The following is a 25923-nucleotide window of genomic DNA, read 5'->3' as shown; positions in this document are numbered from 1 at the left end:
TGTTTCTCCACTCCGCAATAAATTAAGTTAAATGAAATTTGAATAGTTCCTCATACTTTGGTGATTGATTCAAATGTATTTGAAAGAGCGAGAATCGTTCAGCCATCATCGAAACCTCTCCGCTTTCAAACGGGACATGTGCCGGAAATCCTTCTTCGCCTGTCCATTTTCTGGCCAGCGTCATATGAGGGTGGTACGGTCTCTTTTCCACTTGAAAGCCGGCTTGAAGAACAGCCTGTTTTGTATGTTCCCGCAGCATTTCAAGTGTTTTGTTTTTCTTTGGCTCGAGGTGTAAAACACGCGGCCTTCTGCGGTCGCCGAATACATCAATTTTGCCAAACTCAATCGGAAACGGATCGGTTTCTGAAGCAATCGCAGCTAGCGAGCCTTCAAGCTGCTGGATTTGTGTCTCATCCGCCGCTCCGAGAAAAATCAACGTGATATGATAGTCAAGCGGGTGCACCCATTTTTGAAACGTTAAAACCGGCTCGTTTTTCGCAGCCTGGTCAATCGGATTCGCAATTCCTTCAGGAATGGGAACGCCGATGAAATAATGAGGCCGTATATCTGGCATCCGTCTGACACTCCCTTCTGTAACAGCTATTATTTTATCAATAAAGAGGCTGTGCGGATAGAGGAACAGTGTATGAAAACACTCTCGCACAAACGTTTATTATGTTAGGATATTATACGACACTTGTTTTATTCAGAAAGGAATGACAATGTTGAAAATCGTTGAAAATACAGCTGATCTGATTGGAAATACACCGCTTGTGAGATTGAATCGGCTTCAGCCGGAAAACGCGGCACAAGTCTATTTAAAGCTTGAATTTTTCAATCCGAGCGGCAGTGTGAAAGACAGAGCTGCTTATCATATGATGATAGAAGCGGAACAAAATGGTTTGCTCAAACCGGGATCAGTGATTATCGAGCCGACAAGCGGAAATACCGGAATCGGACTCGCCATGAATGCGGCCGCGCGCGGCTATAAAGCGATCTTAGTTATGCCTGATACGATGACGAAGGAACGGATCAACCTTCTTAAAGCTTACGGTGCAGAGGTTGTATTAACACCCGGAGCGGAAAGAATGCCGGGCAGCATCAAAAAAGCGAAGGAGCTTGCTGAACAAATTCCGAACAGCTATATCCCAATGCAGTTCGATAACACCGCAAATCCTGACGCGCACCGAAAAACAACGGCGCCTGAAATTGCCCGGGCAATAGAGGAAATCGGAAAGCCGCTCGGCGCTTTTGTCGCCTCTTCCGGAACGGGAGGAACCATTACCGGAACAGGTGAAGCGCTCAAAGAGCTTTTCCCGGATATCACGGTTCATGTTGTCGAGCCCGCGGGTTCGCCTGTATTATCCGGAGGAAAACCCGGCGCACATAAGCTTGTAGGGACGAGCCCAGGCTTTATTCCTCCGATTTTAAATCAAGACGTCTATGACGAAATTATCAAAATCTCTGATGAAGACGCCTACACGACGACAAGACGCCTTGCTGCAGAAGAAGGAATTCTTGTCGGGCCCTCTTCAGGTGCTGCCTGTTTCGCGGCAATCGAAACAGCGAAACGCCTCTCTCCTGACCAAGTCGTGGTCTGTATGACAGCCGATACGGGAGAACGGTATTTATCAACTGATTTATGGTCATTTGTTTAAAAAAGGACGGGCTTCAGAAAAAGCCCGTCCTTTTATTTTGCAAGTTCGTAGATCGCCTGCGCATATAAAGCTGTCGATCTCAGCAAATCATCGATTTCAATATATTCATCCTTTTGGTGTGCGCTGTCAGGACGTCCGGGGAAGAGCGGGCCGAACGCGACACCTGCTTTTAAAGATCTGGCATAAGTCCCCCCGCCGATTGAGATTAAATCAGCTTTTTTGCCCAGCTGGCCTTCATAAACCTTTTGCAGGGTTTTGACTAACGGATGGTCTGCTGACACATGATGCGGCTTGCTGTCTTTGAATTCTCCCAGCTTAAATTCAGATGCGCTTTCGAATGCATCGCGGATCACTTTGCTTTCCGCGGTCACAGGATAGCGGATATTGATCCCGAGTTCGCCTCCTTGCCCTTCCGTATAGCGGAGTGTTCCCACATTTAATGTCAGCTCGCCGCTAATGTCATCTTCACAATCAATATTCAGTTTCTTTCCTCTCGTATCGCCTGAAAACTTGTCTGTGACGACTTGCACAAATCGCTGTCCTGCTTCGTCAAGCTCAGCCTGCTGCAGAAATTCACACAACAAAATGCCGGCATTGATTCCATTGTTCGGTTCCATCGCATGGCAGGAAAGCCCGTACATACGCAAAATGAGCTGACCGTTCTCTATGCCAGCTTCTCCTTTTTGATCCGTCGTGCGAAGCATATCTTTAAATGAAGCAAGAATCTCTTCTTTTTTCAGCCCTTCAATGACAGCTTCAGCAGCATCGGGCACCATGTTCAAGCGAAGACCCGACTGAAATGAGACAAGCATTGCCTCAGAATCGGTTTGGTTTGAGTGGGGCGGGATAAGTAAAGACGCATCAATGATCCCTTTTTCCGCGTTAATAATCGGAAAATCGGCGTCAGGGGCAAATCCCAGTGTCGGCATTTCTTCATGCTTGAAATAATGCTCTACACATCTCCAATCGCTTTCTTCATCTGTTCCAATAATGATTCTGACGCGCTTGGACAGCGGCAGATTCATGTCTTTCACGATTTTCAGCGCATAGAATGCCGCCATTGTCGGACCTTTGTCATCAATGGCCCCCCTTGCATAAATCCGTCCGTTACGGATAGCAGCTGAAAACGGATCACTCGTCCAGCCGTCTCCGGGCGGCACGACGTCAACATGGCATAGTACGCCGACAATGTCATCGCCCTCGCCCCATTCAATATGACCTGCGAAGCCGTCAAGATTTTTTGTTGTAAAGCCTTCTTTTTCTCCAAGCTCCAGCAAGGAAGTCAGGCTGGCGTTTACTCCTTCTCCAAACGGTTTGCCGGTCCCTGCGGTTGTTTCATCCATTACACTGTTGATTCTCAAAAATTCCTGGGTATCACGAATTAAATCCTCTTTTCTTCTGATCACTTCAACTTCCCAGTTCATAACGTTCCCCTTTCCGCAAGAAATCACTTGCAAAAACCAAATAAAACGAATAATATTAATGGTGTTTTGTTAAAACGTTCGTAATTGGAGGATACTATGTTTCATCTAAAAGAGCAGAAAACATCCATAAAGCAAGAAATCATAGCAGGGCTGACGACCTTTTTCACAATGGTCTATATCGTCGTGGTCAATCCGGTCATTCTGGCTAACGCCGGGGTTCCTTTCGACCAGGTTTTCACCGCAACGATTATTGCCTCCATTGTCGGAACGCTGTGGATGGCCCTGGCAGCAAATTATCCGATTGCTATTGCGCCCGGCATGGGCTTGAACGCTTATTTAGCCTTTCATGTCGTAAGCGCCAGCGATGGCGGCATCACATACGCAACAGCTTTCAGCGCCGTATTTACAGCAGGGGTTCTCTTCATTATTCTATCGTTAACGCCTTTAAGAAAACAACTTATTGAGGCGATTCCAAACAATTTAAAATACGGAATCACAACAGGCATCGGGCTGTTTATCGCTTTTATCGGTTTGCGGCAGGCGGGAATTGTGGCAGCTGATGAGTCAAACTTGGTTACTCTCGGCGATTTGCATTCACCTGGTGTTATTTTAACGCTGATCGGGCTTTTGATCAGTGTGGTCTTGATGGTCCTCAACGTCAGCGGTGCCTTATTTATCGGAATGGCAGCGACCGCTTTGATCGCCTTTTTTACCGGCCAGCTGCATTTACCGAAGGGGTTAATGTCGCTTCCTCATTTGCCAGACGGCCTGATCATTTCAAATCCGTTTTCCGCTTTTGGCGATGTTGTACATCACGGCCTGTACGCTGTTGTCTTTTCTTTTCTTCTGGTCACGATATTTGATACAACAGGCACGATGATCGGTGTTGCTGAGCAAGCCGGGCTGATGAAAAATAACAAGCTGCCGAACGTGCGAAAAGCGCTGCTGGCTGATTCAACGGCGACAACAGTAGGAGCGGTTTTCGGCACAAGTCCAACGACGGCATTTATCGAGTCATCCGCTGGTGTCGCAGCCGGGGGAAGAACGGGGCTTACAGCTTTGACTGTTGCGGTGCTGTTTGCGGTTTCAATGTTTTTCAGTCCGCTTGTCAGTGCCTTATCCGGCATAGCCGCCATCACCTCTCCTGCTTTAATTATCGTCGGCAGCCTGATGATGCGCTCGGTGTCCAATATGAACTGGAAAGAGATGGACGAGGCATTCCCTGCGTTTCTCGTCATTCTGTCGATGCCTTTGACATCCAGCATTTCTACAGGAATCGCGCTTGGCTTTATTTCGTATCCGATTGTAAAAGCAGCGCGGGGAAAATGGAGAGAGATTCATCCGCTCGTTATCGTTTTCGCTATTCTGTTTTTCATCCAGCTGTTTATTTTATAGCACATACAGAAAACCCAAACGTCAGCCGTTTGGGTTTTTTATGTAAACAATAAAGAGACAGCAGCCGCTAATAAACAGCATGCGGCAAACGCATAGTGCAGGATGTTGGTACAGCTTTTTCTGGCCCGGTAATACTCATCACTTTCCTTATCGGCGCCAATTAACATAGGCGCATCCATCACTTTGTCAAAGATAAGCGTAAGGATATAACGGCAAACACCTATATATACCAAGAGCGCAATCAGCTTCAGCCAGATCGGGGAGACAAAGATTAGAACGGCGAAAGCTGACAACAGCATACACATCCGTCTTATATACTCGCCATTCCTCAGCAAAACTTTGAAAAACAATTCCTTATAGCCTGTGTAGATTGTTCTTTTTTTAAATATCCTTCTTGAATTCCGGAATAATAATGGTTTTCTTCTCATCCTGTCTTTCACTTTTGGCATTCCCGCCTCCTGGCTCATCATCATCACAAGCCCGGCAAGCGCCAGCCTGCTTTTTTTCTCTTCAGTCACCTCTGCTCCAAAAGCCGAGAACGAAGCTGTCTTTTTCAAACTGCGGACGAATGCGAAAATGAAAAACAAAATGCCAATGAGCGCAAGCAACCCCCACTCAGTGAAAATGATTAGGCCAGCAGAACCAGCAAAAAGAACGGCTCTGACAAGAATTTCGGCAACCCGCCTCGAAATGGAACGCGGCTTTCTGATCCTGTCTTGCTTTAAGGATAAGAAGAACATATGAAGGCTAAACAGATAACATAATAAAGCCGCGCTTTCTGCCAAGGTGATGTGAACAGAATGACTGATAAAGGGAAGAACAATAAAAAAGAGCAGCAGCCATTTGCCGAGCGTGACCAAAAAAGAATACACCAGCGCGTACCGTTTTAGCTGGTAGATCAGCTCTTTCTTTTGCAGCAAAAACACGTTGTCCGCTTCCATTAAAAACGTATGGATCGAGCCTGTGCACACGATCAGCACACACACGGCGTACAGCCATCTCCATTCCATCACCTCAGACCACTCATAAAAAAGGCCTCTTCCGTTCATCAAATCGATATACTGATAGATGACAAAAGCAAGCGCCGGTAAAACAATGTAGAGAGCGACTGTCCAGTCAATGACCGCATGCAATACCTTAAACTGATACCTGTAATAGTCAAACAGCCTGCGAAAAAAGAGCGATCGCCCGTTCATGGCCGGTCACCTTGGACCGCCTTATAAAAACAGTCAAGCAATGACTGCCCCTCTGATCCGGTCTGTTCCTGAATATCTTGTAACGTGCCCTGGAGAAACAAAGAACCTTTCTCAATCATGTAAAACCGGTCGCAGATTTTTTCTGCGGTATCGAGTACATGTGTGCACATGAGAATGCCGGCTCCCCTTTGTTTTTCATCCTTAAGCATGTCCACAAAACGTTTCGTTGATATCGGATCAAGGCCAATAAATGGTTCATCAATCACATACATATCCGGCTTAGAGAGAAAAGCTTGGATAAGCATCAGTTTTTGCTGCATGCCTTTCGAAAAGGTGATTGGCAGCTCATGCATAACGTGATCAAGCGAAAATGTCTGCAGCAGGCTTTCTGCCCGAGGCGCAAATTCACGCTCATCAATACCGTGCAACGTGCTGACCAGATCCAAATGCTCCCACAGCGTCAGTTCTTCGTAAAAGGACGGGTGCTCCGGAATGTAGGCAAATGAAGAGTCATTCCAAGCAATATGGCCTTTAAAGTCTTCTGAGAGGCCGAGTATCGCCTTGATTGCGGTGCTTTTCCCGGCGCCGTTTGCTCCGATCAGCCCGACTATCTCCCCTTTTCCGACTTCCAGAAAAACATCGGTGAGCACTTTTTTTCGGCTCGTATACCCCGCCTGTTCTATTGAAGCCTCAAGCATTTTTGCCAAATCTCACTCCTCCTCCAAAATTTACTACGAAACAGAATAAAAAAAGTTTCTTTAACCATAATAATATTGTGCCGAAATACATAGTAATCCAACAAGGATGGCTGCACAGCTCAAATTGGAAAAAATTAATAGGAGTTATCCCTAGATTCATTACTGCGATATCGTGTATAATGAGGGCGAATTATCTAAAAACTATAATATAAAATGTCTGCCTTTGTTGCTATTTCGTACGCAGTTGATAGTCGTGAGTTGTGGTTAGTCAAGTCCATCCGATCTTATGATAGGGAGTGGTTTTTTGAAACCTTCAACAAACCGTATGCTAACTCGAATTAAATCAGTTTACATGTTTATCCAAGAAAAAGGCCTTGTGACAACACAGGAACTGGTTGACGAATTCGGCATTACACCTAGAACAATTCAAAGAGACTTAAATGTGTTGGCATATAATGATCTTGTTCATAGTCCAAGCCGTGGCAAGTGGGAGACAACGAGAAAGAAAGTAAAGATTACATCATAAACATTGAAAATTACATAGGGCCGCCTGAGAGCGGCCTGATAGATACAGGGCGAAGAACTTTCTGAGCCTTGTTTTTGTGTGCTTACTTATATATAAAAAAATCCCGCATTAAAATGCGGGATTTCATTTTGTCATCTTTTCAGCGTGATTGAAAACCCTTGAAGTCTAGAAAAGGCGAGCATTGGAGCAGAGCGAATGTTTTAATTCGTGAGCACCAACGCGCAGACTTGACAACGAATGCGAGGGTTTGTCGACACGCTGAAATCCCGCATTAAATGCGGGATTTCTTCATGCCTGCGGTTCATTCAGCCAATGAAGTTCTTCTGCTGTAAGCTCACGGTATTCTCCCGGTGACAAGGCAGGATCCAAGGAAACACGCCCCATTGATAAGCGCTTCAGATAAATCACTTCATTGCCGACCGCCTTTGCCATCTGCTTGACCTGATGGTATTTTCCTTCCGTAATCGTCAGGTATATCACGGTATCGCCGTTGTCGTTTGTCTTGATTTCCGCTTTTGCCGGCTTTGTTTGATAGCCGCCTTCTATGTAGACACCCGCTTCTAAATCCGAGATGTCTTCCGGTGAAATCTGTGATTGTAAATGGACTTCATACGTTTTTGGAACATGCTTTTTAGGCGATAGGAGCCGATGTGCCAGCTGGCCGTCATTGGTGAGCAGTAAAAAGCCTTCTGTATCCTTATCAAGCCTGCCGGCGGGAAAGGGTTCAAATCTCATCTCTTCCGGCGTCAGCAGATCGACCACTGTTTGCTGACGGCTGTCCTCAGTCGCCGACAGCACTCCCTGCGGCTTATTCATCATGAGATAAATGAACTCGCGGTAATCAACCGGTTCTCCGTATACGGTAACCTCTTGCGTATCAGGATCAACGTGCGCCTTTACATCTTTGGCCGGTTTGCCGTCGACCATGACGGCCCCCGCCTTCACAACGGCTTTGACTTCTTTTCTGGAACCATATCCGCTGTTGGCAAGCAGCTTATCAAGTCTCATTCCCGATCTCTCCTTTATAAAAGAAAGCCCGCAGCATGCGAGCCCTCTGTTTCTTGATTATCTAGTTCATCAGCCGGCATGTCTGCCTTTCTTTAAGAACCCGGGCAAACGGCGGCCTAATATTTTCTGCAAAAATCCTATTCGGTATCCGCAATACAGGTAGACAGCTCCGCCAATAGCGGCCGCAATGACTACAACGATCGCAGCTTGCACTTGACCATCCTGGTAGGAAATAAAGAAGCTTAGTACCCACTGTACGATTTTCACAGCTATCCCCATAATGGCTGACAAGACCAGCATCAAAACAGTCCGTTTGACTAATATCTTATACGAATAGCCCGCGTGGCGTTTGATCATGATAAATCCGTATAAAAGCGACGCGCTATATCCAAGCGCCGTCGCTAAAATCGCGCCGTCAGCCTGCATCAGCTTGATCAGCGGAACATTCAGCACAAGTTTGATCACGACGCCGATCACAAGGCTGACAACCGCAAATTTTTGTTTATTGATGCCCTGCAGAATGGCTGCGTTGACCGTAAATAAAGAGAACAAAATCGCGACTGGCGAATACCAAAGCAGAATATTCGCCCCCAAATCAGGAAGAAGGCTCTCTGATCCGTAAAAGAACGTATATGTCGGTCCCGCCAATACTGAAATCCCGACAACTGCCGGAATAATTAAAAACAGGATCGTCTGCATCGTTTGATTAATCTGCTGATTCAACAGCTTATAGTTTCCGCTAGTAAACGATTCAGTAATCGTTGGAATTAATGTCAATCCAAAAGCTGTTGCAAGGGAGACCGGAATCATCACGAGCTTCTGCACATACAAGGTAAGAATCGCCATCATGTCCTGGCTGATGGCTTGATGGCCGGCTTCGATCATCGCTTTGTTAAACGTATTTGTATCAATATAGTTATACAAAGGGATGGCTAGTCCGACAAAAACGTACGGAGCGGCATAGCTGAACAGCTCGAGAAACATTTTCTTGTAGCTTAAGTTTGCTGTCGGCCCCGTATTCGGCATCATCGCCAGTAGGCTGCCCTTCCGTTTATTCCAATAAATATACAGTACGATCAGTCCTCCGAAGGCGCCGATCAGCGCTGCGAAGGTCGCATAACCTACAGCGATCACAAGGCCGCCGTTCAAAACCTTCAAGATCAAGAATGTCGCACTCAATAAAAAGATGATGCGGACAATCTGTTCAACAACTTGGGAAACAGCCGTCGGCCCCATCATTTGGTGCCCTTGAAAGAATCCGCGGACAAGGCTCATAATCGGCACGACCAAAAGCGCTAAGCTGACCATGCGGATGACATAAACGACATGATCAATTGTCAGGCCGTTATTATCCTTGCCTCCCAGCGATATTTCCGCAAAAAACGGAGCTGATAAATACAGAATGAAAAAGGCAATCATACCGGTGACAAGCATAATCGACATACCCGCCTTAAGCATTTTTCTGCTTGTTTCATAGTCCCCTTTGGAATTATATTTGGAAACAAATTTAGAAACGGCGGCTGGAAAGCCCATCGTGGCAATATTCAAAAATAATGTGTATTGGTTGTATCCATATTGAAACAATGCACCGCCTGTCGCCCCGACCATAATGCTGAAAGGAATTAAATAGACCATTCCAAGAATCCGCGATATATATGTACCGAGCGTTAACACAAACGTGCCTCTTAACAGTTTGCTTGACATGTTTCTTCATCACCATTTTCTACGAAGATTCAACTTTTCTATTTTACCACAACTGGGCATTTAGACGGTAATAAATACAAAAGCAATCTTGTGAACGATTCAGGTTCGCGGCAAAAGACGTTTAAGGAGAGGCTTTCTTTCGCTATAATAGTACTGCGGGCGGGGTGTCCGCAGACGAAACAGAAAAAGAAAGTTGATGATAAAGATGAAACAGTATGACGTTATCGTAATCGGCGGAGGCCCTTCAGGTTTGATGGCCGCAATTGCAGCAGGAGAACAGGGCGCTGATGTTTTGCTGATAGATAAAGGAAATAAGCTAGGCCGGAAACTCGCGATTTCCGGGGGCGGCCGCTGCAATGTGACGAACCGCCTTCCTGTGGAAGAAATTATTAAGCACATTCCAGGCAACGGCCGTTTTTTATACAGCGCGTTTTCTGAATTTAATAATGAAGACATTATCAAGTTTTTTGAAAATCTCGGCATTCAATTGAAGGAAGAGGATCACGGCCGGATGTTTCCTGTGACAGACAAAGCGCAAAGTGTCGTCGACGCGCTGCTAAACAGGCTGAAACAGCTGCGCGTAACCATCCGAACGAACGAGAAAATTAAATCTGTCATCTATGAAGATGGACAGACAGCAGGGATTGTGACGAATAACGGCGAAATGATCCATAGCCAGGCAGTCATTATCGCTGTCGGCGGTAAAAGTGTGCCTCATACCGGAAGCACGGGAGACGGCTATGAATGGGCTGAAGCTGCAGGCCATACGATTACAGAGCTGTTCCCGACAGAGGTTCCCGTCACATCTTCCGAACCGTTCATTAAGCAAAAAACACTTCAGGGATTATCACTTAGAGATGTTGCCGTCAGTGTGTTAAATAAAAAAGGCAAACCGGTCATCACACATAAAATGGACATGCTGTTTACCCATTTCGGCCTCTCAGGACCGGCCATTCTCAGATGCAGCCAATTTGTCGTGAAAGAGCTGAAAAAACAGCCGCAAGTGCCGATCAAAATTGATCTGTATCCTGATATCAATGAAGAAACGTTATTCCAAAAGATGTATAAAGAACTGAAGGAAGCACCGAAAAAAACCGTTAAAAACGTGCTGAAGCCTTGGATGCAGGAGCGCTATCTTCTATTCTTGCTCGAAAAAAACGGCATCTCTCCGAACGTATCGTTTTCCGAGCTGCCAAAGGAGCCTTTCAGACAATTTGTAAAGGACTGCAAGCAGTTTACCGTACTTGCAAACGGCACACTGTCTCTTGATAAGGCATTCGTCACAGGCGGCGGGGTATCTGTAAAAGAAATTGACCCGAAAAAGATGGCTTCTAAAAAAATGGAGGGGCTGTATTTGTGCGGTGAAATTCTGGACATCCACGGCTACACAGGGGGATACAATATTACCTCCGCCCTTATCACAGGAAGGCTTGCGGGGCTCAATGCCGGTCGCTTCGCCCGCTCTTGACCAGACCTTTCATTTTTTTACAAAACGCTGAACATTTGAAAATTCTCCGCATTCATGGTACGGTGAGACTTGTTTTGTTTCACCTGATTGCGGGGTAATTTTAAGAGAGGAATGATTTGCCATCGTACGACCATACTAAGCCTGCGAGCAAGATATAGGCGTACACAAAAAATTTAGAGGGTGAGAATATTTGAAAAATATATCTAGTGTATTTTGGATTGTGATTGTGATCACAGCTGCTGCTGTATTGTGGGGCGTTGTGTCTCCTGACAGCCTGCAAAACGTAACCCAATCCGCGCAAGCTTTTATCACCAATTCGTTTGGCTGGTATTATCTTTTAGTTGTGTCATTATTTGTCGGGTTCTGTCTGTTTTTGATTTTCAGCCCGATCGGAAAAATTAAACTCGGTAAGCCCGATGAAAAACCGGAATTCGGGTTATTATCATGGTTTGCCATGCTGTTCAGCGCAGGCATGGGAATCGGCTTAGTATTCTACGGTGCGGCTGAACCGATCAGCCATTACGCAATTAGCTCTCCATCAGGTGAAACAGAAACCCCCCAAGCCTTCAGAGATGCGCTCCGTTATACGTTTTTCCACTGGGGTCTGCACGCTTGGGCCATCTATGCCGTTGTGGCATTATGCATTGCATATTTCCAATTCCGAAAAGGCGCTCCTGGATTAATCAGCAGCACGCTGTCACCGATTCTCGGTGATAAAGTAAACGGCCCGATCGGAAAACTGATTGACTGTATCGCTGTTTTTGCCACAGTCGCCGGGGTAGCGACAAGCCTTGGTATCGGGGCAACTCAAATCAACGGCGGATTGAATTACTTATTTGGTATACCAAATAACTTTCTCGTTCAATTTATTTTGATCGCTGTTGTTACGATCCTTTTCTTGGTTTCTTCGTGGTCCGGACTCGGAAAAGGCATTAAGTATTTGAGCAACACCAACATGGTATTAGCTGGACTGTTAATGCTGTTTGTGCTGTTTGCCGGGCCTACCGTATTGATTATGAACTCTTTTACAGATTCTATCGGACAGTATATACAAAACATCGTGCAAATGAGCTTTAGACTGACGCCGTACGATCCTGAGAAACGTGAATGGATTAACGGCTGGACGATTTTCTATTGGGCATGGTGGATTTCCTGGTCTCCATTTGTGGGCATTTTCATCGCCCGGGTATCCAGAGGACGGACGATCCGTGAATTTTTAATTGGTGTCTTGGTAACACCATGTATTCTCGCGTTCCTATGGTTCTCTATCTTTGGCGTATCGGCTATGGATATTCAGCAAAAAGGCATCTTCAATGTAGCGAAACTGTCAAGTGAAACGATGCTGTTTGGAACACTCGACCACTATCCGCTGACGATGCTGACATCTATTATGTCATTGATCCTGATCGCCGTGTTCTTTATCACGTCTGCCGACTCCGCAACATTTGTGCTCGGTATGCAGACGACATACGGTTCATTGAACCCGGCCAATTCAGTAAAATTCAGCTGGGGCATCATTCAATCTGCCATGGCTGCTGTCCTCCTTTATTCCGGCGGACTTTCCGCTTTGCAAAACACAGCTATACTCGCGGCGCTGCCGTTTTCTATCGTCATTCTGCTGATGATTGTCGCTCTTTATAAATCATTGGCAAAAGAAAGAAAAGAGATCAGAAAAGCAGAGAAGCTTCAGAAACCGAGAAGCCCGAGAGTGAAAAAAGCTTAATCACAAAAAAGATCTTTCCGCTTGTGCGGGAAGATCTTTTTTATTTGCGATATAGAATAAGGGCGGAAAAACAGTAAAGCTGCTCGCCGTCTGGGTCGCACGCCGCCGAAACCGTATATTTGATATCAATCAGCTGTTCCTCCGCTATCCCTTTTAAAAACGAATTAATTTCCGTCTGTAAGTCTTTTTCATGCTCTTCATCAAATACCGCCACCTTCAGCATCTTATCCGCTCTCCTTTCTCTATCAATCTATTCCGCTTGGGACAGCGTTATGATAGAGAAATCTTGATTATCTCGTCTCCGGATAAAAAGCCCGTCTATGGCGTTTCTTCTGCGGCTCATCTTCTTGCCGCTCCACTTTGAGGAGCACGGCATAAACAATTCGCATATGACAGTAGCTGATCAGGCTGACGCTGAAAAAAGGGACAATGCCGGGCAGGTACGCAAGCAAGAAAAAGAGAGCGACAGTCAGCGCCAGCATGACGAGCGTATATTGCAAATACGCCACACTGAGCAAGAGCGAAAACTTCACATACAGACGTTTTTTCCATTCAAAATGGACAAGCAGCGGAAACACATAAAAAAGCATGGATACGAACAAAAATCCAAATATCATAATGGCAAAGCGGAGGACATGCAGAAGGAAATGGCTCGGATAAATAAAAGCCAAATCGATATAGATGATCAAACCGATGATCACCAATACTGCGCCGATCAGATTTGAACGGAGAAATTCAGCCTTGTATTCTCGCCAAAACGTTTTTAAAACAGGGACGTTGTCCTGCCCCTGAACCCATTTCCGCATGACAGCGAATAAAGCCGCGGTCGCGGGCATGATGCCGAACAGCCCGAGACCGATCAGCGTAAAAAACAGCCAAAGCAAGTTTGTATACGCAAATCTCATGATCCACTCACAAAAGCGCAGCACCCGCCCCATTGAACCATCATGCTCCACGGCGGTCCCTCCTTTTCGCATTATACATTTTGCATCTGAAACAGCCTCTTAATGTTGATCGGCTTCTTTTCGGCAACCGAGCGCCACATCCCCTCACCAACCGCGATGGAGTAGGCTCCTGCTTCAGCTCCGGCTAAAATGTCATAACGGCGCAGCGGGTCTTTTCCTAAAAAAAGATCCTCAAGCAATAACGGATCACCCCCGCCGTGCCCGCCCTCGTTTTTGACCACTTGTATCGTCTGCTTTGATTCAAAAAGCGGATAGTATTCAATTGTCTGCTCAGGAAAAGCAAACGGAATTCTGGAAGGCTCGTGAAATTCATTTGATTCGATACGCCCTTTTGTGCCATTGATCGTCAGCCGGTAGCCTTCATACGGGGCGGAAAATATGATCGAGTAGCTTAAGAGCGCACCGCCGTCATATTTGACAGCCGCCACGTACGTATCCTCAATGTCAATCTCCTCGTCAAAAATGCACGCGTCAGGCCTGTACGCTGTATACAAGCTGGACTGGTCTCCCGCTTGAAGATGATCATCCTTTACAGAGGCTATAGAAGAACGGAAATGCCATCTTGAATAGTAATGACATTTTTCTTTGACACGGCACGTCCCGCAAAAACGCCCGTCTTCTTCCGGCAGCGGGTTCCACTCACTGTCCGCCCCATAGTAATTCAAGGCGCCATAAGCAAATACCTCAACCGGTTTTTGCCCGAGCCACCAATTGACGAGATCAAAGTGATGTGTTGATTTATGGACAGAAAGACCGCCGGAAAATAGCCTCGACCGGTTCCAGCGTTTAAAATAACTGGCGCCGTGATACGTATCAATATACCAATTCAAATCAACAGAGGTGATCCTGCCTATTTTTCCATCCAGAATCATTTCTTTCATTTTCCGATGAAACGGGCTGTAGCGATAGTTAAACGCGACGGTGACTTTCCCTTTGCTTTTCGCCTCCGCCTCAAGCACCCGATTCGCATCCCGCACCGTCGTCACCATGGGTTTTTCTGTCATCACATCCGTATCCCACTGAAGGCTTCTTAAGATATATGTGACATGTGTGTCATCCCTGCCTGCCACAATGACAATATCAGGCTTTGAAACGCGCATCATCTCATCAAAAGTGTCTTCGTTGTACTCCGGTACGTGGGCAAGCTCGGGAAACCTCTTCTTGCAAACGGCAAAACGTTTTGGATCGGCATCCAGCAATCCCGTAATCTCATATTGTGTTGAAAACCGCTCCATCAGCGGTTTGATAAACATACTGAGCGCTCTGCTGCTCACTCCGCAAATGACGATGTTCTTCAATGTCCTCACCTCTATCGGGCTTCAGTTAGTTGGGAAATCAGCTGCAGCGCTTCCTCTGTTTTTTTAGCGTACACAGGGATAAACGCCGCCATATTGCGATTCAATCGAAAAGAATAGCCGTTCAGCTGTTTTTTCCCTTTTTTGATCTGAACGGCATAGACCGTTTTTTCTCCTGTTTTTTGATCAACAGTTGTATAGGGAGATGTTTTTTCAGGCGGCAATCCATCTAACGGCTGAAAATTTTCCGGATCATCATACGCTTGAAACATGTCTTCAGGCACGATGAAAACATCTCCCTCACGAGCGGTGATTTCAGTCAGCAGTTTTTCCGGAAAGGCTGGAAAGATATCCACCTTCCCGGCCTTCTGCCCAGCGGCCTCTTTTATGTTTTCCTGTACGCCAGCCTGCATATCAGAAAAGAGGATGACATGCAGTCCGTCCTTCTTGCTTGAGCATGATGCCAAAAAGAGCATTGAGACGATCACACACAAAGCCGTACGTGTACTTGGTGTCATTTCCCCGCTGACCTAAAAAGAGTCTCCAGCTCTGTCATGGCCAAAATAAACGCGCCTGCTCCGTGCAGGTCGTTTGTGCTTCTTTCGCGGCTGACATAATAGTCATAGAAACCGGCCGACGTTCCGACACATATATCTTTGACAAGAAACGCACCGTCTTCTGCCATCTCGGTTTTCTGCTGAATCAAACCTTGATACGCTTTGAACAGTGTTGTTTCGTAAGCTCTGTCAAGATATCCTTTATTGATTCCTTTCGCGATTGCGTACATGTACAGACAGGAACCTGAGCTTTCCAGCCAGTTATCGGCTCTGTCGCCTTTGTCAACGATCTGGTACCATAATCCTGACTCCTTGTCTTGATAGCGGCAGATGCTGTCGATCATGTCCTGCAGCGTTTTTTTCCACACGTGACGGTTTGGATGCTTCTTCGGCAGCTCTTCAATCATGTCAGCAAGAGACATCACATACCAGCCGATGGAACGCGCCCAGAATTCCGGAGAACAGCCTGTCTCTTCATTGGCCCAAGGCATTTTTTTCGCTTCATCCCAAGCGTGATAAAAGAGCCCGGTTTTTGAATCCTTTGTATGCTTTCTCATCAGCGACTCCTGGAGCACGACCTGATCAAACAGCTCCGGCTCCTGCTTCAGATTGGCATATTTCAGCGCGAACGGCCCGCCCATGTATAAGCCGTCAAGCCACATTTGATAAGGATAGCCGTCCTTGTGCCAAAAACCATCCTCAGACGTCCGGTTCAGTGTCCCATACAAGCCGCGCAGTCTTTTTGCCGCGTTTACATACCGCTCATCCTTCGTCGTTTCGTATAATGGAAAAAGAAGAAGACCCGCTTGAATGGCGTCGAGCTCATCTCTTCTAAATAATAGATTGCCATAATCATCAATTAAGAGATCTGCATAGGCCTTCACATACTCAAAATACCGCTTTTGCCCGGTTGCTTCCCACAACCGCAATACCCCGCATAAGAAAACACCCTGATGGTAGTGCCAGCGGTTTGCAGGCGGCAGCTCCTCCACTGTGTACGTGTCCATAATGGTGTTTGCCAATGCCTCCGCGTACGTAAGAGGCGATTTTACAGCGATTGATTGATCCATTGATCCCATCCCTTTCTTAATAGATTCCTTCCTCGCCAAATTTCTTCGCCAAACGATTCGCAAGCATAACCAAGATCAGCCCGACCGCCGCTTTAAAGACGCCGACTGCTGTACTGTAGCTGAATTGGCCCTGTTTCAGCCCCGCAGTATAAACGTACGTATCAAAAATTTCCGCCACTTCCCTGTTTGTCGCATTTAACAGTAAATACACATGCTCGAAGCCAAGCTCCAGCGTGTCCCCGATTTTTAAAATCAGCAAAACGACGATGACACTTTTGATGGCGGGCAGCGTAATATGCCACATTTGCCGCAGCCGTCCCGCTCCGTCCATTTTCGCCGCTTCATACAGCTGAGGGTCAACCGCTGTAATGGCCGCAAGGTAAATGATCGTCGACCAGCCCGCTTCCCTCCAGATGACCTGCAGAATATACAAGGGCCGGAACCATTCTTCATTCAGCAGAAAATTGATTTTTTCACCGCCAAAAAACACAATCAGCTCATTAATCAAGCCTCCGTCTACTGTTAAAAGCACAAACGAAAGCGATACAACGATGACCCAAGACATAAAATGCGGAATATAAATCAGCGTTTGAACAAATTTTTTAAAGAGAGCGATCCGCACTTCGTTTAATAGAAGCGCCAGCAAAATCGGCACCGGGAAAAATATAACCAGGTTCAAAGCAAATAACACGAGCGTGTTTTTTAACAGGAGAAAAAATGTAGGCTCTGTAAACAGCCTAATAAAATGCTTCAGCCCGACCCATTCGCTGCCCAAAATGCCGAGAAACGGCTGATAATCCTGAAACGCAATCACAATTCCCCACATCGGGACATACTTGAATAGCAAAAAATAAATACAACCCGGCAAAATCATCAAATACAAATATTTCTGCTGGACCAGTTTGTTTAGTAAGCGCTTTCTTTTTTCTTTTTTTAAAATGACTGCATCAACAGCCGGCACTTGCGCTTCTGCTGTTTTCATCTTTTCCAAGCCTCCTTTCACGGGTTCTTGCATTCACTGTAGCGCAGCAGGCAAAAGTCCGTCTACAATCATATGATCACATCCTGTCTTATCCCTTTATGATCAAGGATTCAGCCGTTCCATCTGAAAAAAAGACACCAATATTAGAAAATGATTATTGACAATATCTATCAATCTTTGGATTAATTGTATTAAGGTGAAAGCCGATGTTATGAAATGGGGGGTTTTATGAAAAGAAGCCAATACAAGTTTTATTACAAACTGATCACGTTTTTCTGTCTGCTCAGCACCATTCCGGTCATTCTGGTCGGATTGTTTTCGTACGAGCACTCGCAGAAAACGGCTATCTCCAACGTTTCGGAGGAAAAACTCGACACACTCCAGCAGACCCAGCAAAGCATCGAGCATATATTAAAAACCGTCGATCACTCTTTAACCCACTATGTGAGTTCGCCGCCTCTCCTTCGCACACTGTCCGAGCCTATGCACTCTGATCAATTTCAAATCTATAACCAAGTGAACCAAGAGCTCAACTACCTGCAAAGCTTCGATACCGACCTGTCGAACATGACGCTAGTCAGCTATATGAAACAATGGTACATGAACAATTCCGGCTTGTACCGTTTGAATACAGACTCTCTTCATGAAGCAGCCGCAGCATACACAACACACAAAGCGAGCCGCTCGTATTGGACGCTTGAAGAAAACAATCATTTAATTTCGACAAAGGAAGGGACCTCAGAAAACTGCCGCTACAATATCAATTTAATTAAACAGCTTCCTCTGAACAGCACAAATACAAAGGGATTGGCCGCCGCAAGCATCCCGAGCTGTTCGCTTGTCAAAAACATGCCCGACTATTCAAATGCCAATAACCTGTTTATCATTAATGAAAAAGGCCGCATCATCCTGCATAACAACATGTCTGACATCGGTGAATCTCTTCAGAACGACGACTTTGTCCAAAAAATGCTGGCGCAGACCGCCAAAAGCGGGCAGTTTGAAACCGTTATTGACCGGATTCATTATAAAGTCACCTATCAAAGATCCGACTATAACACATGGACTTATTTCTCTCTCGTTTCCTTGCCTGAACTAAAAAAAGAAGCCAAGTCAATCGGCTGGATCACTTTTACGGTATGCTTCATTTTGTTAACGCTTTCATTATTGTTCTCTTGGCTCGGCTCCCGCCATTTTTATAAGCCGATCAGGGTGCTTTACGAATCATTCGTTAGGCATGGTGCCATACCAGAAAAACAGCCGCCTCAAAATGAATTTGAATTAATTGAACGGAGCTTTAAGCAGCTGAAGGACAGAAATGACGACCTTGAAGAAACGATGAAACAGCAGGCCACTCATCTGCAGCAATATTTTATGGTCAGGCTCATGCTTGGAAAACTGACGGATGAGGAGGTCAATAACCGTTTTGAAAGCCTTGGTTTAGAGCAAAATTGGCGGAATCTTGCCCTGCTCGTGCTTCAAATTGATTCGCTGAATCATACGCCTTATGAGAAAAAAGATATGGATCTGCTTTTGTTTGCCGTCAACAGCATGATTGAGCGAAACATCCCGTCGGACAAACATCTCGCACCCGCTGTCGTTGACAAACAGCAGGCAACGATTTTGATCAATCAGAACGGGACAAAGGAAGCATTCATGGCTGAGCTGAATGAGACTGCAAGGATGATACAGGATAAGGCGGAAGCGGAGCTGCAACTGTCTGTCAGCATCGGCATCAGCCAGCCGTTTGATGCGCTGATAAACGCGAAAACAGCCTATGCAGAAGGATCAGAAGCGTTGAAATACCGGCTCAAAGCGGAAAACAAATCAATTATCTTTTACGAAGACCTTGACCAGAAAAAAACCTTCAACACCCATTTTCCAAAACAGCTTCAGCATGAGCTGTTTGATGCCATAAAAGAGGGGGACAAGGAGAAAGCGGACATATGCCTGCACGCAATTTTGCAATCGATCTTCACCCAAAACACCAATCCGTACCAATTCCAAATCGCAATCGCCCGCTTTTTGAACCATGTGATTGAACTAATGCATGTACTCGGGATCGAATTGTTTGAGTTTGAAGAAAATAAAATGCTGTACGATCAAATTTTCGAGCTGAAAACGTTCGAGGATACCGAAAACTGGCTCAAGAATGAGTTCATTGATCCGATGACAGACAAAGTGAACGCCCGCACGGATGCCCAGTACAAAAACATTTCCGACAATATCATTCATATCATCCACCATGAGTTTGAATCCGATTTGACATTGGATGAAATCGCCCGCAGGCTGCATTACAACCCAAACTATTTAAGCAGCATATTCAAAAAAGAAATGGGTATTTCATTCAGCGATTATGTCTCCGGCTACCGCCACCATATGGCGAAAAGCTGGCTTGCCGAAACCGACATGGCGGTAAAAGACATTGCCGAAAAACTAAAATACAAAAACTCGCAAAATTTTATCAGGTCATTTAAAAAGCTGGAGGGGATTACACCGGGAAACTACCGCCAGCAAAAAAGAAGCATGTAAAAAACCCAAAACCGTGTTTTGGGTTTTCACATGTTATTTTGCCTATTTAAACGCTTCTTCGTATTCCTGAATAATCTGCTTCCCGCCGCTTGATTCCCATTTTTCCACTTCTTTATCAAACTGGCTTTCTGTGATATCTCCTATTATATATTTATAGGTCGCGTCATCAATAATTTTCTTCAGTTCATCTCCCCGTTCCGACTCCGCGGCGGAATACAAGCTTTCAGCAGGGTTTGAGACGATGATCTTTTCATTATCTTTTGTCAGCTCCTCGTACGCCGTCCGAAGCGGATCCCCAGTGTTTTTTAAGTAGGCTTTATCAATAGCGATTAAGGCGGACAGCGGCTGAATATCAGTCTGCCAGTCTTTCACTTGGCTTTCCTTGCGTGTGAACGTTTTGCCCTCTCCTTTGTTGTAATGAACGCCGTCAATACCGTAAGTCATCAGGCTATAGACGTCTTCTTCAGCGGCTCGGTCGAAAAACGCCAAAATCCTTTTAAGCTCCGCTTCTGTTTTCACACTCGTTTTCGGGAAAGCAAACACGCCGTTATGGCCCCCTGACGCCCACACCCGCTCTTTCCCATCCGGGCCTTTTATGCGGTTGATGATCTCAAGGGCCATAGACTTATCAGAGGCATGGTCGCGAAGATTGACCGCATCTACCATATTGCCAATGTAGATGCCGGCTTTTCCTTGAGAAAACAGCTCCTGCTGCTGGGTTTTGCTTGTGACGGGAAAATCCTTATTCATATAGCCGTTATCACGCAGTTTTTTCATGTAGTTCATTGTGTCTTTGTATTCCTGCGTCATGAAATCAGGCGTGAACTTGCCGCCTGATTCCTTCCAGTCTGTCGGCATGCCTTCATACGAGCCAAGTGTTTTAAACGCGCCGTAAATGAAGTCATTGCGGTCTGTCAGTCCGAATGTATCGTCTTTCCCATCCTTATCCGGATCATCCTCCGTAAACGCTTTGGCCACTTCATAAAGCTCATCAAGCGTTCCCGGCGTTTTCAAATTCAAATTGTCCAGCCAGTCCTTCCGAATGACGATCCCTTGTCTGGAGAGCGGACGTTCTCTGTATACCCCGTAGAGCTTGCCGTCGATCGTCACGTTTTTATTAATAAGTTTATTCATTTTGCTTAAGTTGGGGTAATCTTTGATATAATCGCTAATTTCCCAAAACATTCCTGATCTGAAGGCATTCATGACTGACGAATTTTTAATATCCTGGATGGTCACGATTTGCGGAAGATTGCCGGCTGCAAGCGCCGCATTCAGCCTGTCTTCTTTCACTGCGTCAGGAACCCAAGTGATGTCCAGTTCTGTATTTGTCAGCTTTTCAATTTCTTTAATCGCCCTGTCTTTCGGCGGCTGCTGGTGATACAAAATCGCCATCCAAGACAGCTTTACCTTTGAATCCGAGTCAGCTTTACCCTCAGCCGAAGACTGATCAGCCCCTTTACAGCCCGCCATCACTCCGCCGAGTGCAAATACAAGCACAATCAAAAGCACCCTCCATTTGTTTCCCATCGTACCCCTCCGTTTCATATTCTTTATCCTTTGACAGATCCCAGCAAAGCTCCTTTTGCAAAATGCTTTTGTATAAAAGGATAGACAAGCAGAACCGGGATGGTCGCCACCACTATGACCGCCATTTTGATAGTTTGCTCGGGCGGCGGGCTGCCCGACCCCATTTCTGACATATCCCCCTGCATCCCGCTTGATACAATTACGATTTGGCGCAGAAGCACCTGAATCGGCCATTTTGTTGAATCATTTAAGTACAAAATCGCTGTCATATACGTGTTCCAATACGTGACCGCATAAAATAGTGATATCGTTGCGATCGCAGGAAGAGACAGCGGCAGCACAAGTTTAAAGAAAATGCCCAGGTCATTGCACCCGTCAATTTTCGCGGACTCTTCCAGGCTTGACGGGATATTTTGAAAGAAGTTTTTCAGAATGATCAGGTTAAAGGCATTAATGGCTGTCGGCAAAATGAGCGCCCAGTAAGAATCGAGCAATCCTAGCGATTTGACCACAAGGAAAGTCGGAATCATGCCGCCGCTGAAGAGCATCGTAAATACGACGAGAAACATGAGCGGCTGCCGGCCGATTAACTCGCGGCGGGATAACCCGTAAGCCATCAGGGAAGAAAGAAACATGCTGGCCGCAGTGCCTATCACTGTCACAAACACAGAAACAAGCAAACTCTTATAAATAATATCTGTTGAAAAAATGTAACGATAAGCATCTAGCGAAAAAGTAGACGGTATTAAAATGAATTTTTTCGACACAACTTCTTCTACTGTGGCGAAGGATGCCGCGATGACATGAATAAACGGAAGTACGCATATTAAAGCGAACATCAGCAAAAACCCGTAAATCAAAATATCAAACAGGCGACTTTTCAGTGAATGTGCGATAGCTCCCACCTCTCTTTTGTAAGCGTTACCATTCTTTTTCAAACGAGCTGCAGCACGTGACGATATCGTGTCTAAAATGTAGCAAATCTGTCATTGCCATGTCTATAATCATTTGAACAGAGTCCCCGGTCTGGCGGGGACTCTCGTGAAGGAAAAGCCGATGATAAAAGAAAAAGAGCATAATCTTAGAAAATGATTATGCTCCGTTCTCTTCCTCTTCCAGAAGTTCGGATGTATTGATTTGGGGCGAAAAACCGAGTTCGTTAACAGCGGATGCAATAGACCACGGCCGGCCTTGGTTGTCAGAGACGGCGTAATACGTGCCGTACCGGATATTGGTTTCAATGGCGGCTTTGAAAATCGACAGCAGATCAGGATGAGAAAGCAGTGTCTTTTTCGTCCGTTCTTTTTCATGCAGCGTATCCATTTCATCTGTGACGACTGTTCCGATTCGAAGGTTGATTACTGAAAGCTTATTTTCCAAATAAAATAAATGGCCGATCTGTTCAGAGGTCAGCTTTAATACACCGTACAAGTTTTTTGACAGCGGATAATCGCTTGTTGTGATCTCACGTCCTAAGAGCGAACGCCCGTCTTTTTCATACACATCTGTCACATGATTGCTGCTGGCGAACACGAGCTTTTGAATGCCGAGCTCCGCTGCGGCGCGGCACAAGTAATAGCTTGCCCTATAGAAAACATCCGTCATTTTCTCAAATTCATTGATGTCCATGACATCGTATTTGATTTTAACAGCCAATAAATTCAAGATCACATCTGTATCTTTCGGAATTTTCTTCAACAGCTCCCCATAATTTGCCGCGTCAGCCTGAATGGAAGAAGCTTTGCCATCGAAATGATCTTTATCAAGCACTGTCACTTCATAATCTGCTGTAAGCCCTTCAGCCAGCAGTCTCCCAATCACACCATTTCCGCCGGCGATCAGCACTTTTTTCACTGTGTTCACTCCCCTTTTTTATAGATTGCCCATTTTCGGCGGGGCTGACACTTTTTTTGGCACTCACAGGCTGGTTTAGTCAAAAGTCACTGGCAGCTCTTCAAGCGCCCGAAAGCCAAAAAGCGGCCGGTATCGGCATTCAGAAACAGCGAGCTTAAGACCGGTCATTCGCTGCATCAGGGTATGAATCGCAATTTGTGCTTCTAATCGTGCCAGCGAGGATCCTATGCAAACATGATGGCCATGTCCGAATGAGAGGTGCGGATTAGGGCTTCTGGTTATATCGAAGACATCTGCCTGCGTGAATATGTTTGGATCTCGATTGGCAGCCCCTAATAGAAGATAGATTTGTTCCCCTTGACGGATCGTCACCCCGCTGATGTCAATATCTTCTGAGGCAACTCTGGCTGTCATTTGCGTGGGGCTCTCATAGCGTAAACATTCCTCAATTGCGGTACCGATCAGATCAGGGTTTTCTTTTAGCTTCAAAAGCTGTTCTGGATGCCGCAGCAGACTAAGGATTGAATTGCTGATAAGATTGACCGTTGTCTCATGTCCGGCAATCGCCAGGAGTATGCACGTAGATGCCGCTTCCTCTTCCGTCAGCTTATTCTTTTCTGTCCCATTCAAAAGCATGCTGATCATATCCTGTTTAGGATGGCGTTTCCGCTTTTGAATCAGCTCTCTAAAATATGCCATAGCCTGTACAGCGATATGATTGCCCTCTGTTAAAGCCTTTCTTGACCGGGTAAAATCAATTGTTTGAACGAGACTTGAAGCCCATTCTTTTAATTGCTCCCTATCTTCGGCCGGTACACCTATCATGTTAGCAATGACGTAGCTTGCCAAAGGAAAAGCAAAGTCCGAAATGACCTCCATCTTTTTTTTACCTTGCACTTGATCAAGCAAGTAGTGGACAGTTTCATCGATATACGGACGATAGCACGCTGACATTCTCGGGGTAAACGCTCCGCTGGCCATCGTCCGCAATCGCCTATGATCAGGCTGATTCTGAAACAGCATCATTTGATTTTGTACATGTTTAAGATCTTGATATTTGATTGACGTTTCCGGCAGCGGAGCACGAACTTTGAATCTCGCATCTTTTAAAATAGCTGCCGTTTCTTCATATCCTGTGACATACCAGCCCGGATATTTCAAGAAACTCCCTTTATATATAGGATGGACAGCGCGCATTGTTTCGTAAAAAGGATATGGATTTTTCAAAAACTCAGATGATGCAGCTGAAAATGCAATTGTCATTTGATCTTCTCCTTTCTGTCAAAAATAAAAGCAATCGACATCACACCGATCGCTTTTATTGATTCTTTCAGCTTTTCGCGCTTAAACTGGCCTTCATTTCTTCGACTGATTCGACTTCAAAGCCTAAATCACTCAGCATTTTATGGTCCTCCGTCTCCTCCTGTCCGGCAGTTGTTAAGTAATCTCCGACAAAAATGGAGTTAGCGGCGTAAAGACCCAATGGCTGCAATGAGCGTAGATTGACCTCTCTTCCTCCGGAAATGCGGATTTCTTTTGACGGGTTGATAAAACGGAACAGCGCCAGCACTTTTAAACAATACAGCGGATTTAATTCGTTAACGCCTTCTAATGGCGTGCCGTCAATCGCATGTAAAAAATTCACCGGAATGGAATCCGCGTCAAGGACCTTCAAGCTTTTTGCAATGTCGATGACGTCCTGTTTCGTCTCCTTCATTCCGATAATGGCGCCTGAACACGGAGACAGCCCTGATTCTTTTGCCACTTCAACCGTATTGACCCTGTCATCGTATGTATGTGAAGTCGTGATGTTGGAATGGTTTCTCTGTGATGTATTCAAATTATGGTTATAGCGGTCTACTCCGGCTTCTTTCAGCCGCTTCGCCTGCTCCGGCTTTAACAGCCCGAGGCACGCACAAACCTTCAGTCCATACGTCTCTTTAATTTCCTGCACCGCGTCTACGACCTGATCCACTTCTCTGTTGGACGGCCCCCTGCCGCTTGCCACGATACAATATGTGCCGATATTCAGATCATGCGCCCGCTTTGCGCCTTCGAGAAGCGTATCCTTATTCACCATCCGGTAAGCCTGAATCGGCGCTTTCGAAATCGAAGACTGTGAACAATAGCCGCAGTTTTCCGGACAGAGTCCCGATTTGGCATTCATAATCATATTGAGCTTTACTTTTTTGCCGTAAAAGTGTTTTCTGATTTGAAAAGCTCCATGCATCAAAAGCAAGATGTCTTCATCTGGACAGTTTAATATCGAAAGCGCTTCTTCGTTGGTCACTTCTGTTCCAGCCAGCACCCGGTCTGCGAGTTCCATCCATTGATTCAT

At 45.8% G+C, this 25923-nt stretch carries 23 protein-coding genes; 6 read left to right on the top strand and 17 right to left on the bottom strand.

The features are described from left to right. Nucleotides 1–22 precede the first annotated feature (22 nt). Nucleotides 23–574 carry an RNA 2',3'-cyclic phosphodiesterase gene (thpR, locus tag JMN17_RS00200; protein ID WP_087992846.1) on the bottom strand — a complete coding sequence of 184 codons (552 nt, stop codon included), beginning with the start codon at nt 572–574 and terminating at the stop codon, nt 23–25. A gap of 148 nt (nt 575–722) precedes the next feature. Here thpR and cysK point away from each other — a divergent pair, with 148 nt between their 5' ends. Then, a complete protein-coding gene (cysK, locus tag JMN17_RS00195; protein WP_087992847.1) occupies nt 723–1658 on the top strand; it encodes a cysteine synthase A in 936 nt (311 codons plus the stop codon). Nucleotides 1659–1690: 32 nt separating this feature from the next. On the opposite strand, the gene pepV is transcribed toward cysK, so the two are convergent. After that, nucleotides 1691–3082 (bottom strand): dipeptidase PepV, encoded by a 1392-nt coding sequence (gene pepV / locus JMN17_RS00190; protein WP_087992848.1) that lies wholly within the window; start codon nt 3080–3082, stop codon nt 1691–1693. 96 nt (nt 3083–3178) lie between these two features. Here pepV and pbuO point away from each other — a divergent pair, with 96 nt between their 5' ends. Beyond that, nucleotides 3179–4477, top strand: coding sequence for a hypoxanthine/guanine permease PbuO (gene pbuO / locus JMN17_RS00185; RefSeq protein WP_087992849.1), 1299 nt, complete (start codon nt 3179–3181; stop codon nt 4475–4477). A gap of 38 nt (nt 4478–4515) precedes the next feature. On the opposite strand, the gene JMN17_RS00180 is transcribed toward pbuO, so the two are convergent. Together JMN17_RS00180 and JMN17_RS00175 are read right to left on the bottom strand one after the other, a co-directional pair. Next, a complete protein-coding gene (locus JMN17_RS00180) occupies nt 4516–5673 on the bottom strand; it encodes an ABC transporter permease (protein ID WP_202326888.1) in 1158 nt (385 codons plus the stop codon). Continuing rightward, entirely contained in the window at nt 5670–6380 is a 711-nt protein-coding gene (locus JMN17_RS00175; RefSeq protein WP_087992851.1) for an ABC transporter ATP-binding protein, read from the bottom strand. Before JMN17_RS00175 ends, JMN17_RS00180 begins: the two co-directional genes overlap by 4 nt. A 295-nt stretch (nt 6381–6675) precedes the next feature. Here JMN17_RS00175 and JMN17_RS00170 point away from each other — a divergent pair, with 295 nt between their 5' ends. Then, entirely contained in the window at nt 6676–6897 is a 222-nt protein-coding gene (locus tag JMN17_RS00170) for a DeoR family transcriptional regulator (RefSeq protein ID WP_003152337.1), read from the top strand. A 288-nt stretch (nt 6898–7185) separates the two neighbouring features. Here the strand turns inward: JMN17_RS00170 and JMN17_RS00165 are convergent, their stop codons facing one another. Further along, nucleotides 7186–7905, bottom strand: a complete 720-nt coding sequence (locus JMN17_RS00165; protein ID WP_087992852.1) for a pseudouridine synthase — start codon at nt 7903–7905, stop codon at nt 7186–7188. 69 nt (nt 7906–7974) lie between these two features. Then, nucleotides 7975–9609: a lipid II flippase MurJ gene (gene murJ / locus JMN17_RS00160; RefSeq protein WP_202326886.1), complete on the bottom strand. Its 1635-nt coding sequence runs from the start codon at nt 9607–9609 to the stop codon at nt 7975–7977. Nucleotides 9610–9814: 205 nt separating this feature from the next. Between murJ and JMN17_RS00155 the strand changes: the two genes are divergently transcribed. Further along, nucleotides 9815–11077, top strand: coding sequence for an NAD(P)/FAD-dependent oxidoreductase (locus tag JMN17_RS00155; RefSeq protein WP_202327715.1), 1263 nt, complete (start codon nt 9815–9817; stop codon nt 11075–11077). A 190-nt stretch (nt 11078–11267) separates the two neighbouring features. Next, entirely contained in the window at nt 11268–12800 is a 1533-nt protein-coding gene (gene opuD / locus JMN17_RS00150) for a glycine betaine transporter OpuD (RefSeq protein ID WP_087992854.1), read from the top strand. Nucleotides 12801–12840: 40 nt separating this feature from the next. On the opposite strand, the gene JMN17_RS00145 is transcribed toward opuD, so the two are convergent. From JMN17_RS00145 to rmgP, 6 genes are all read right to left on the bottom strand, one after another. Further along, complete coding sequence (locus JMN17_RS00145) at nt 12841–13023, bottom strand: sporulation protein Cse60 (protein WP_087992855.1); 183 nt, start codon at nt 13021–13023, stop codon at nt 12841–12843. A 67-nt stretch (nt 13024–13090) separates the two neighbouring features. Next, entirely contained in the window at nt 13091–13756 is a 666-nt protein-coding gene (locus JMN17_RS00140) for a YesL family protein (protein WP_087992856.1), read from the bottom strand. Nucleotides 13757–13776: 20 nt separating this feature from the next. Then, a complete protein-coding gene (locus JMN17_RS00135; RefSeq protein ID WP_202326878.1) occupies nt 13777–15063 on the bottom strand; it encodes a Gfo/Idh/MocA family protein in 1287 nt (428 codons plus the stop codon). Between the two features lie 11 nt (nt 15064–15074). After that, entirely contained in the window at nt 15075–15578 is a 504-nt protein-coding gene (locus tag JMN17_RS00130; protein ID WP_087992858.1) for a lipoprotein YteS, read from the bottom strand. Beyond that, complete coding sequence (gene rmgQ, locus JMN17_RS00125; protein ID WP_141113423.1) at nt 15575–16696, bottom strand: unsaturated rhamnogalacturonyl hydrolase; 1122 nt, start codon at nt 16694–16696, stop codon at nt 15575–15577. The genes JMN17_RS00130 and rmgQ overlap by 4 nt, the downstream gene beginning before the upstream one ends. Before the next feature lie 7 nt (nt 16697–16703). Further along, nucleotides 16704–17669 (bottom strand): polygalacturonan/rhamnogalacturonan ABC transporter permease, encoded by a 966-nt coding sequence (gene rmgP / locus JMN17_RS00120; protein WP_087992860.1) that lies wholly within the window; start codon nt 17667–17669, stop codon nt 16704–16706. A 216-nt stretch (nt 17670–17885) separates the two neighbouring features. On the opposite strand from rmgP, the gene JMN17_RS00115 reads away from it, so the two are divergent. Continuing rightward, on the top strand, nt 17886–20201 hold the full coding sequence (locus JMN17_RS00115; RefSeq protein ID WP_087992861.1) for a helix-turn-helix domain-containing protein: 2316 nt from the start codon (nt 17886–17888) through the stop codon (nt 20199–20201). 42 nt (nt 20202–20243) lie between these two features. Here the strand turns inward: JMN17_RS00115 and JMN17_RS00110 are convergent, their stop codons facing one another. From JMN17_RS00110 to bioB, 5 genes are all read right to left on the bottom strand, one after another. Next, nucleotides 20244–21731 carry an extracellular solute-binding protein gene (locus JMN17_RS00110; RefSeq protein WP_202326877.1) on the bottom strand — a complete coding sequence of 496 codons (1488 nt, stop codon included), beginning with the start codon at nt 21729–21731 and terminating at the stop codon, nt 20244–20246. Nucleotides 21732–21754: 23 nt separating this feature from the next. Beyond that, nucleotides 21755–22615 carry a carbohydrate ABC transporter permease gene (locus JMN17_RS00105; protein ID WP_087992940.1) on the bottom strand — a complete coding sequence of 287 codons (861 nt, stop codon included), beginning with the start codon at nt 22613–22615 and terminating at the stop codon, nt 21755–21757. A gap of 208 nt (nt 22616–22823) precedes the next feature. Continuing rightward, nucleotides 22824–23585 carry an NAD-dependent epimerase/dehydratase family protein gene (locus tag JMN17_RS00100; protein WP_087992863.1) on the bottom strand — a complete coding sequence of 254 codons (762 nt, stop codon included), beginning with the start codon at nt 23583–23585 and terminating at the stop codon, nt 22824–22826. A gap of 75 nt (nt 23586–23660) precedes the next feature. Next, nucleotides 23661–24848: a cytochrome P450 gene (locus JMN17_RS00095; RefSeq protein ID WP_202326875.1), complete on the bottom strand. Its 1188-nt coding sequence runs from the start codon at nt 24846–24848 to the stop codon at nt 23661–23663. Between the two features lie 67 nt (nt 24849–24915). Continuing rightward, nucleotides 24916–25923, bottom strand: a complete 1008-nt coding sequence (gene bioB, locus JMN17_RS00090) for a biotin synthase BioB (RefSeq protein ID WP_087992865.1) — start codon at nt 25921–25923, stop codon at nt 24916–24918.

The sequence above is a fragment of the Bacillus sp. RHFS10 genome, assembly GCF_016757475.1.
Taxonomy (GTDB): Bacteria; Bacillota; Bacilli; order Bacillales; family Bacillaceae; genus Bacillus; species Bacillus subtilis_G.
Note: the sequence above shows the minus strand (reverse complement) of the source record. Positions and strands in the feature narration are given on the sequence as shown.

Bases quoted from the DNA above. Each gene is read 5' to 3' on its own strand.
- pbuO (WP_087992849.1), top strand. From the start codon at position 3,179: ATGTTTCATCTAAAAGAGCAGAAAACATCCATAAAGCAAGAAATCATA.
- JMN17_RS00155 (WP_202327715.1), top strand. From the start codon at position 9,815: ATGAAACAGTATGACGTTATCGTAATCGGCGGAGGCCCTTCAGGTTTG.
- cysK (WP_087992847.1), top strand. From the start codon at position 723: ATGTTGAAAATCGTTGAAAATACAGCTGATCTGATTGGAAATACACCG.
- thpR (WP_087992846.1), bottom strand. From the start codon at position 574: ATGCCAGATATACGGCCTCATTATTTCATCGGCGTTCCCATTCCTGAA.
- pepV (WP_087992848.1), bottom strand. From the start codon at position 3,082: ATGAACTGGGAAGTTGAAGTGATCAGAAGAAAAGAGGATTTAATTCGT.
- murJ (WP_202326886.1), bottom strand. From the start codon at position 9,609: ATGTCAAGCAAACTGTTAAGAGGCACGTTTGTGTTAACGCTCGGTACA.
- JMN17_RS00145 (WP_087992855.1), bottom strand. From the start codon at position 13,023: ATGCTGAAGGTGGCGGTATTTGATGAAGAGCATGAAAAAGACTTACAG.
- JMN17_RS00110 (WP_202326877.1), bottom strand. From the start codon at position 21,731: ATGGGAAACAAATGGAGGGTGCTTTTGATTGTGCTTGTATTTGCACTC.
- JMN17_RS00095 (WP_202326875.1), bottom strand. From the start codon at position 24,848: ATGACAATTGCATTTTCAGCTGCATCATCTGAGTTTTTGAAAAATCCA.
- bioB (WP_087992865.1), bottom strand. From the start codon at position 25,923: ATGAATCAATGGATGGAACTCGCAGACCGGGTGCTGGCTGGAACAGAA.
- JMN17_RS00115 (WP_087992861.1), top strand. From the start codon at position 17,886: ATGGGGGGTTTTATGAAAAGAAGCCAATACAAGTTTTATTACAAACTG.
- rmgP (WP_087992860.1), bottom strand. From the start codon at position 17,669: ATGAAAACAGCAGAAGCGCAAGTGCCGGCTGTTGATGCAGTCATTTTA.
- JMN17_RS00130 (WP_087992858.1), bottom strand. From the start codon at position 15,578: ATGACACCAAGTACACGTACGGCTTTGTGTGTGATCGTCTCAATGCTC.
- JMN17_RS00165 (WP_087992852.1), bottom strand. From the start codon at position 7,905: ATGAGACTTGATAAGCTGCTTGCCAACAGCGGATATGGTTCCAGAAAA.
- rmgQ (WP_141113423.1), bottom strand. From the start codon at position 16,696: ATGGGATCAATGGATCAATCAATCGCTGTAAAATCGCCTCTTACGTAC.
- JMN17_RS00180 (WP_202326888.1), bottom strand. From the start codon at position 5,673: ATGAACGGGCGATCGCTCTTTTTTCGCAGGCTGTTTGACTATTACAGG.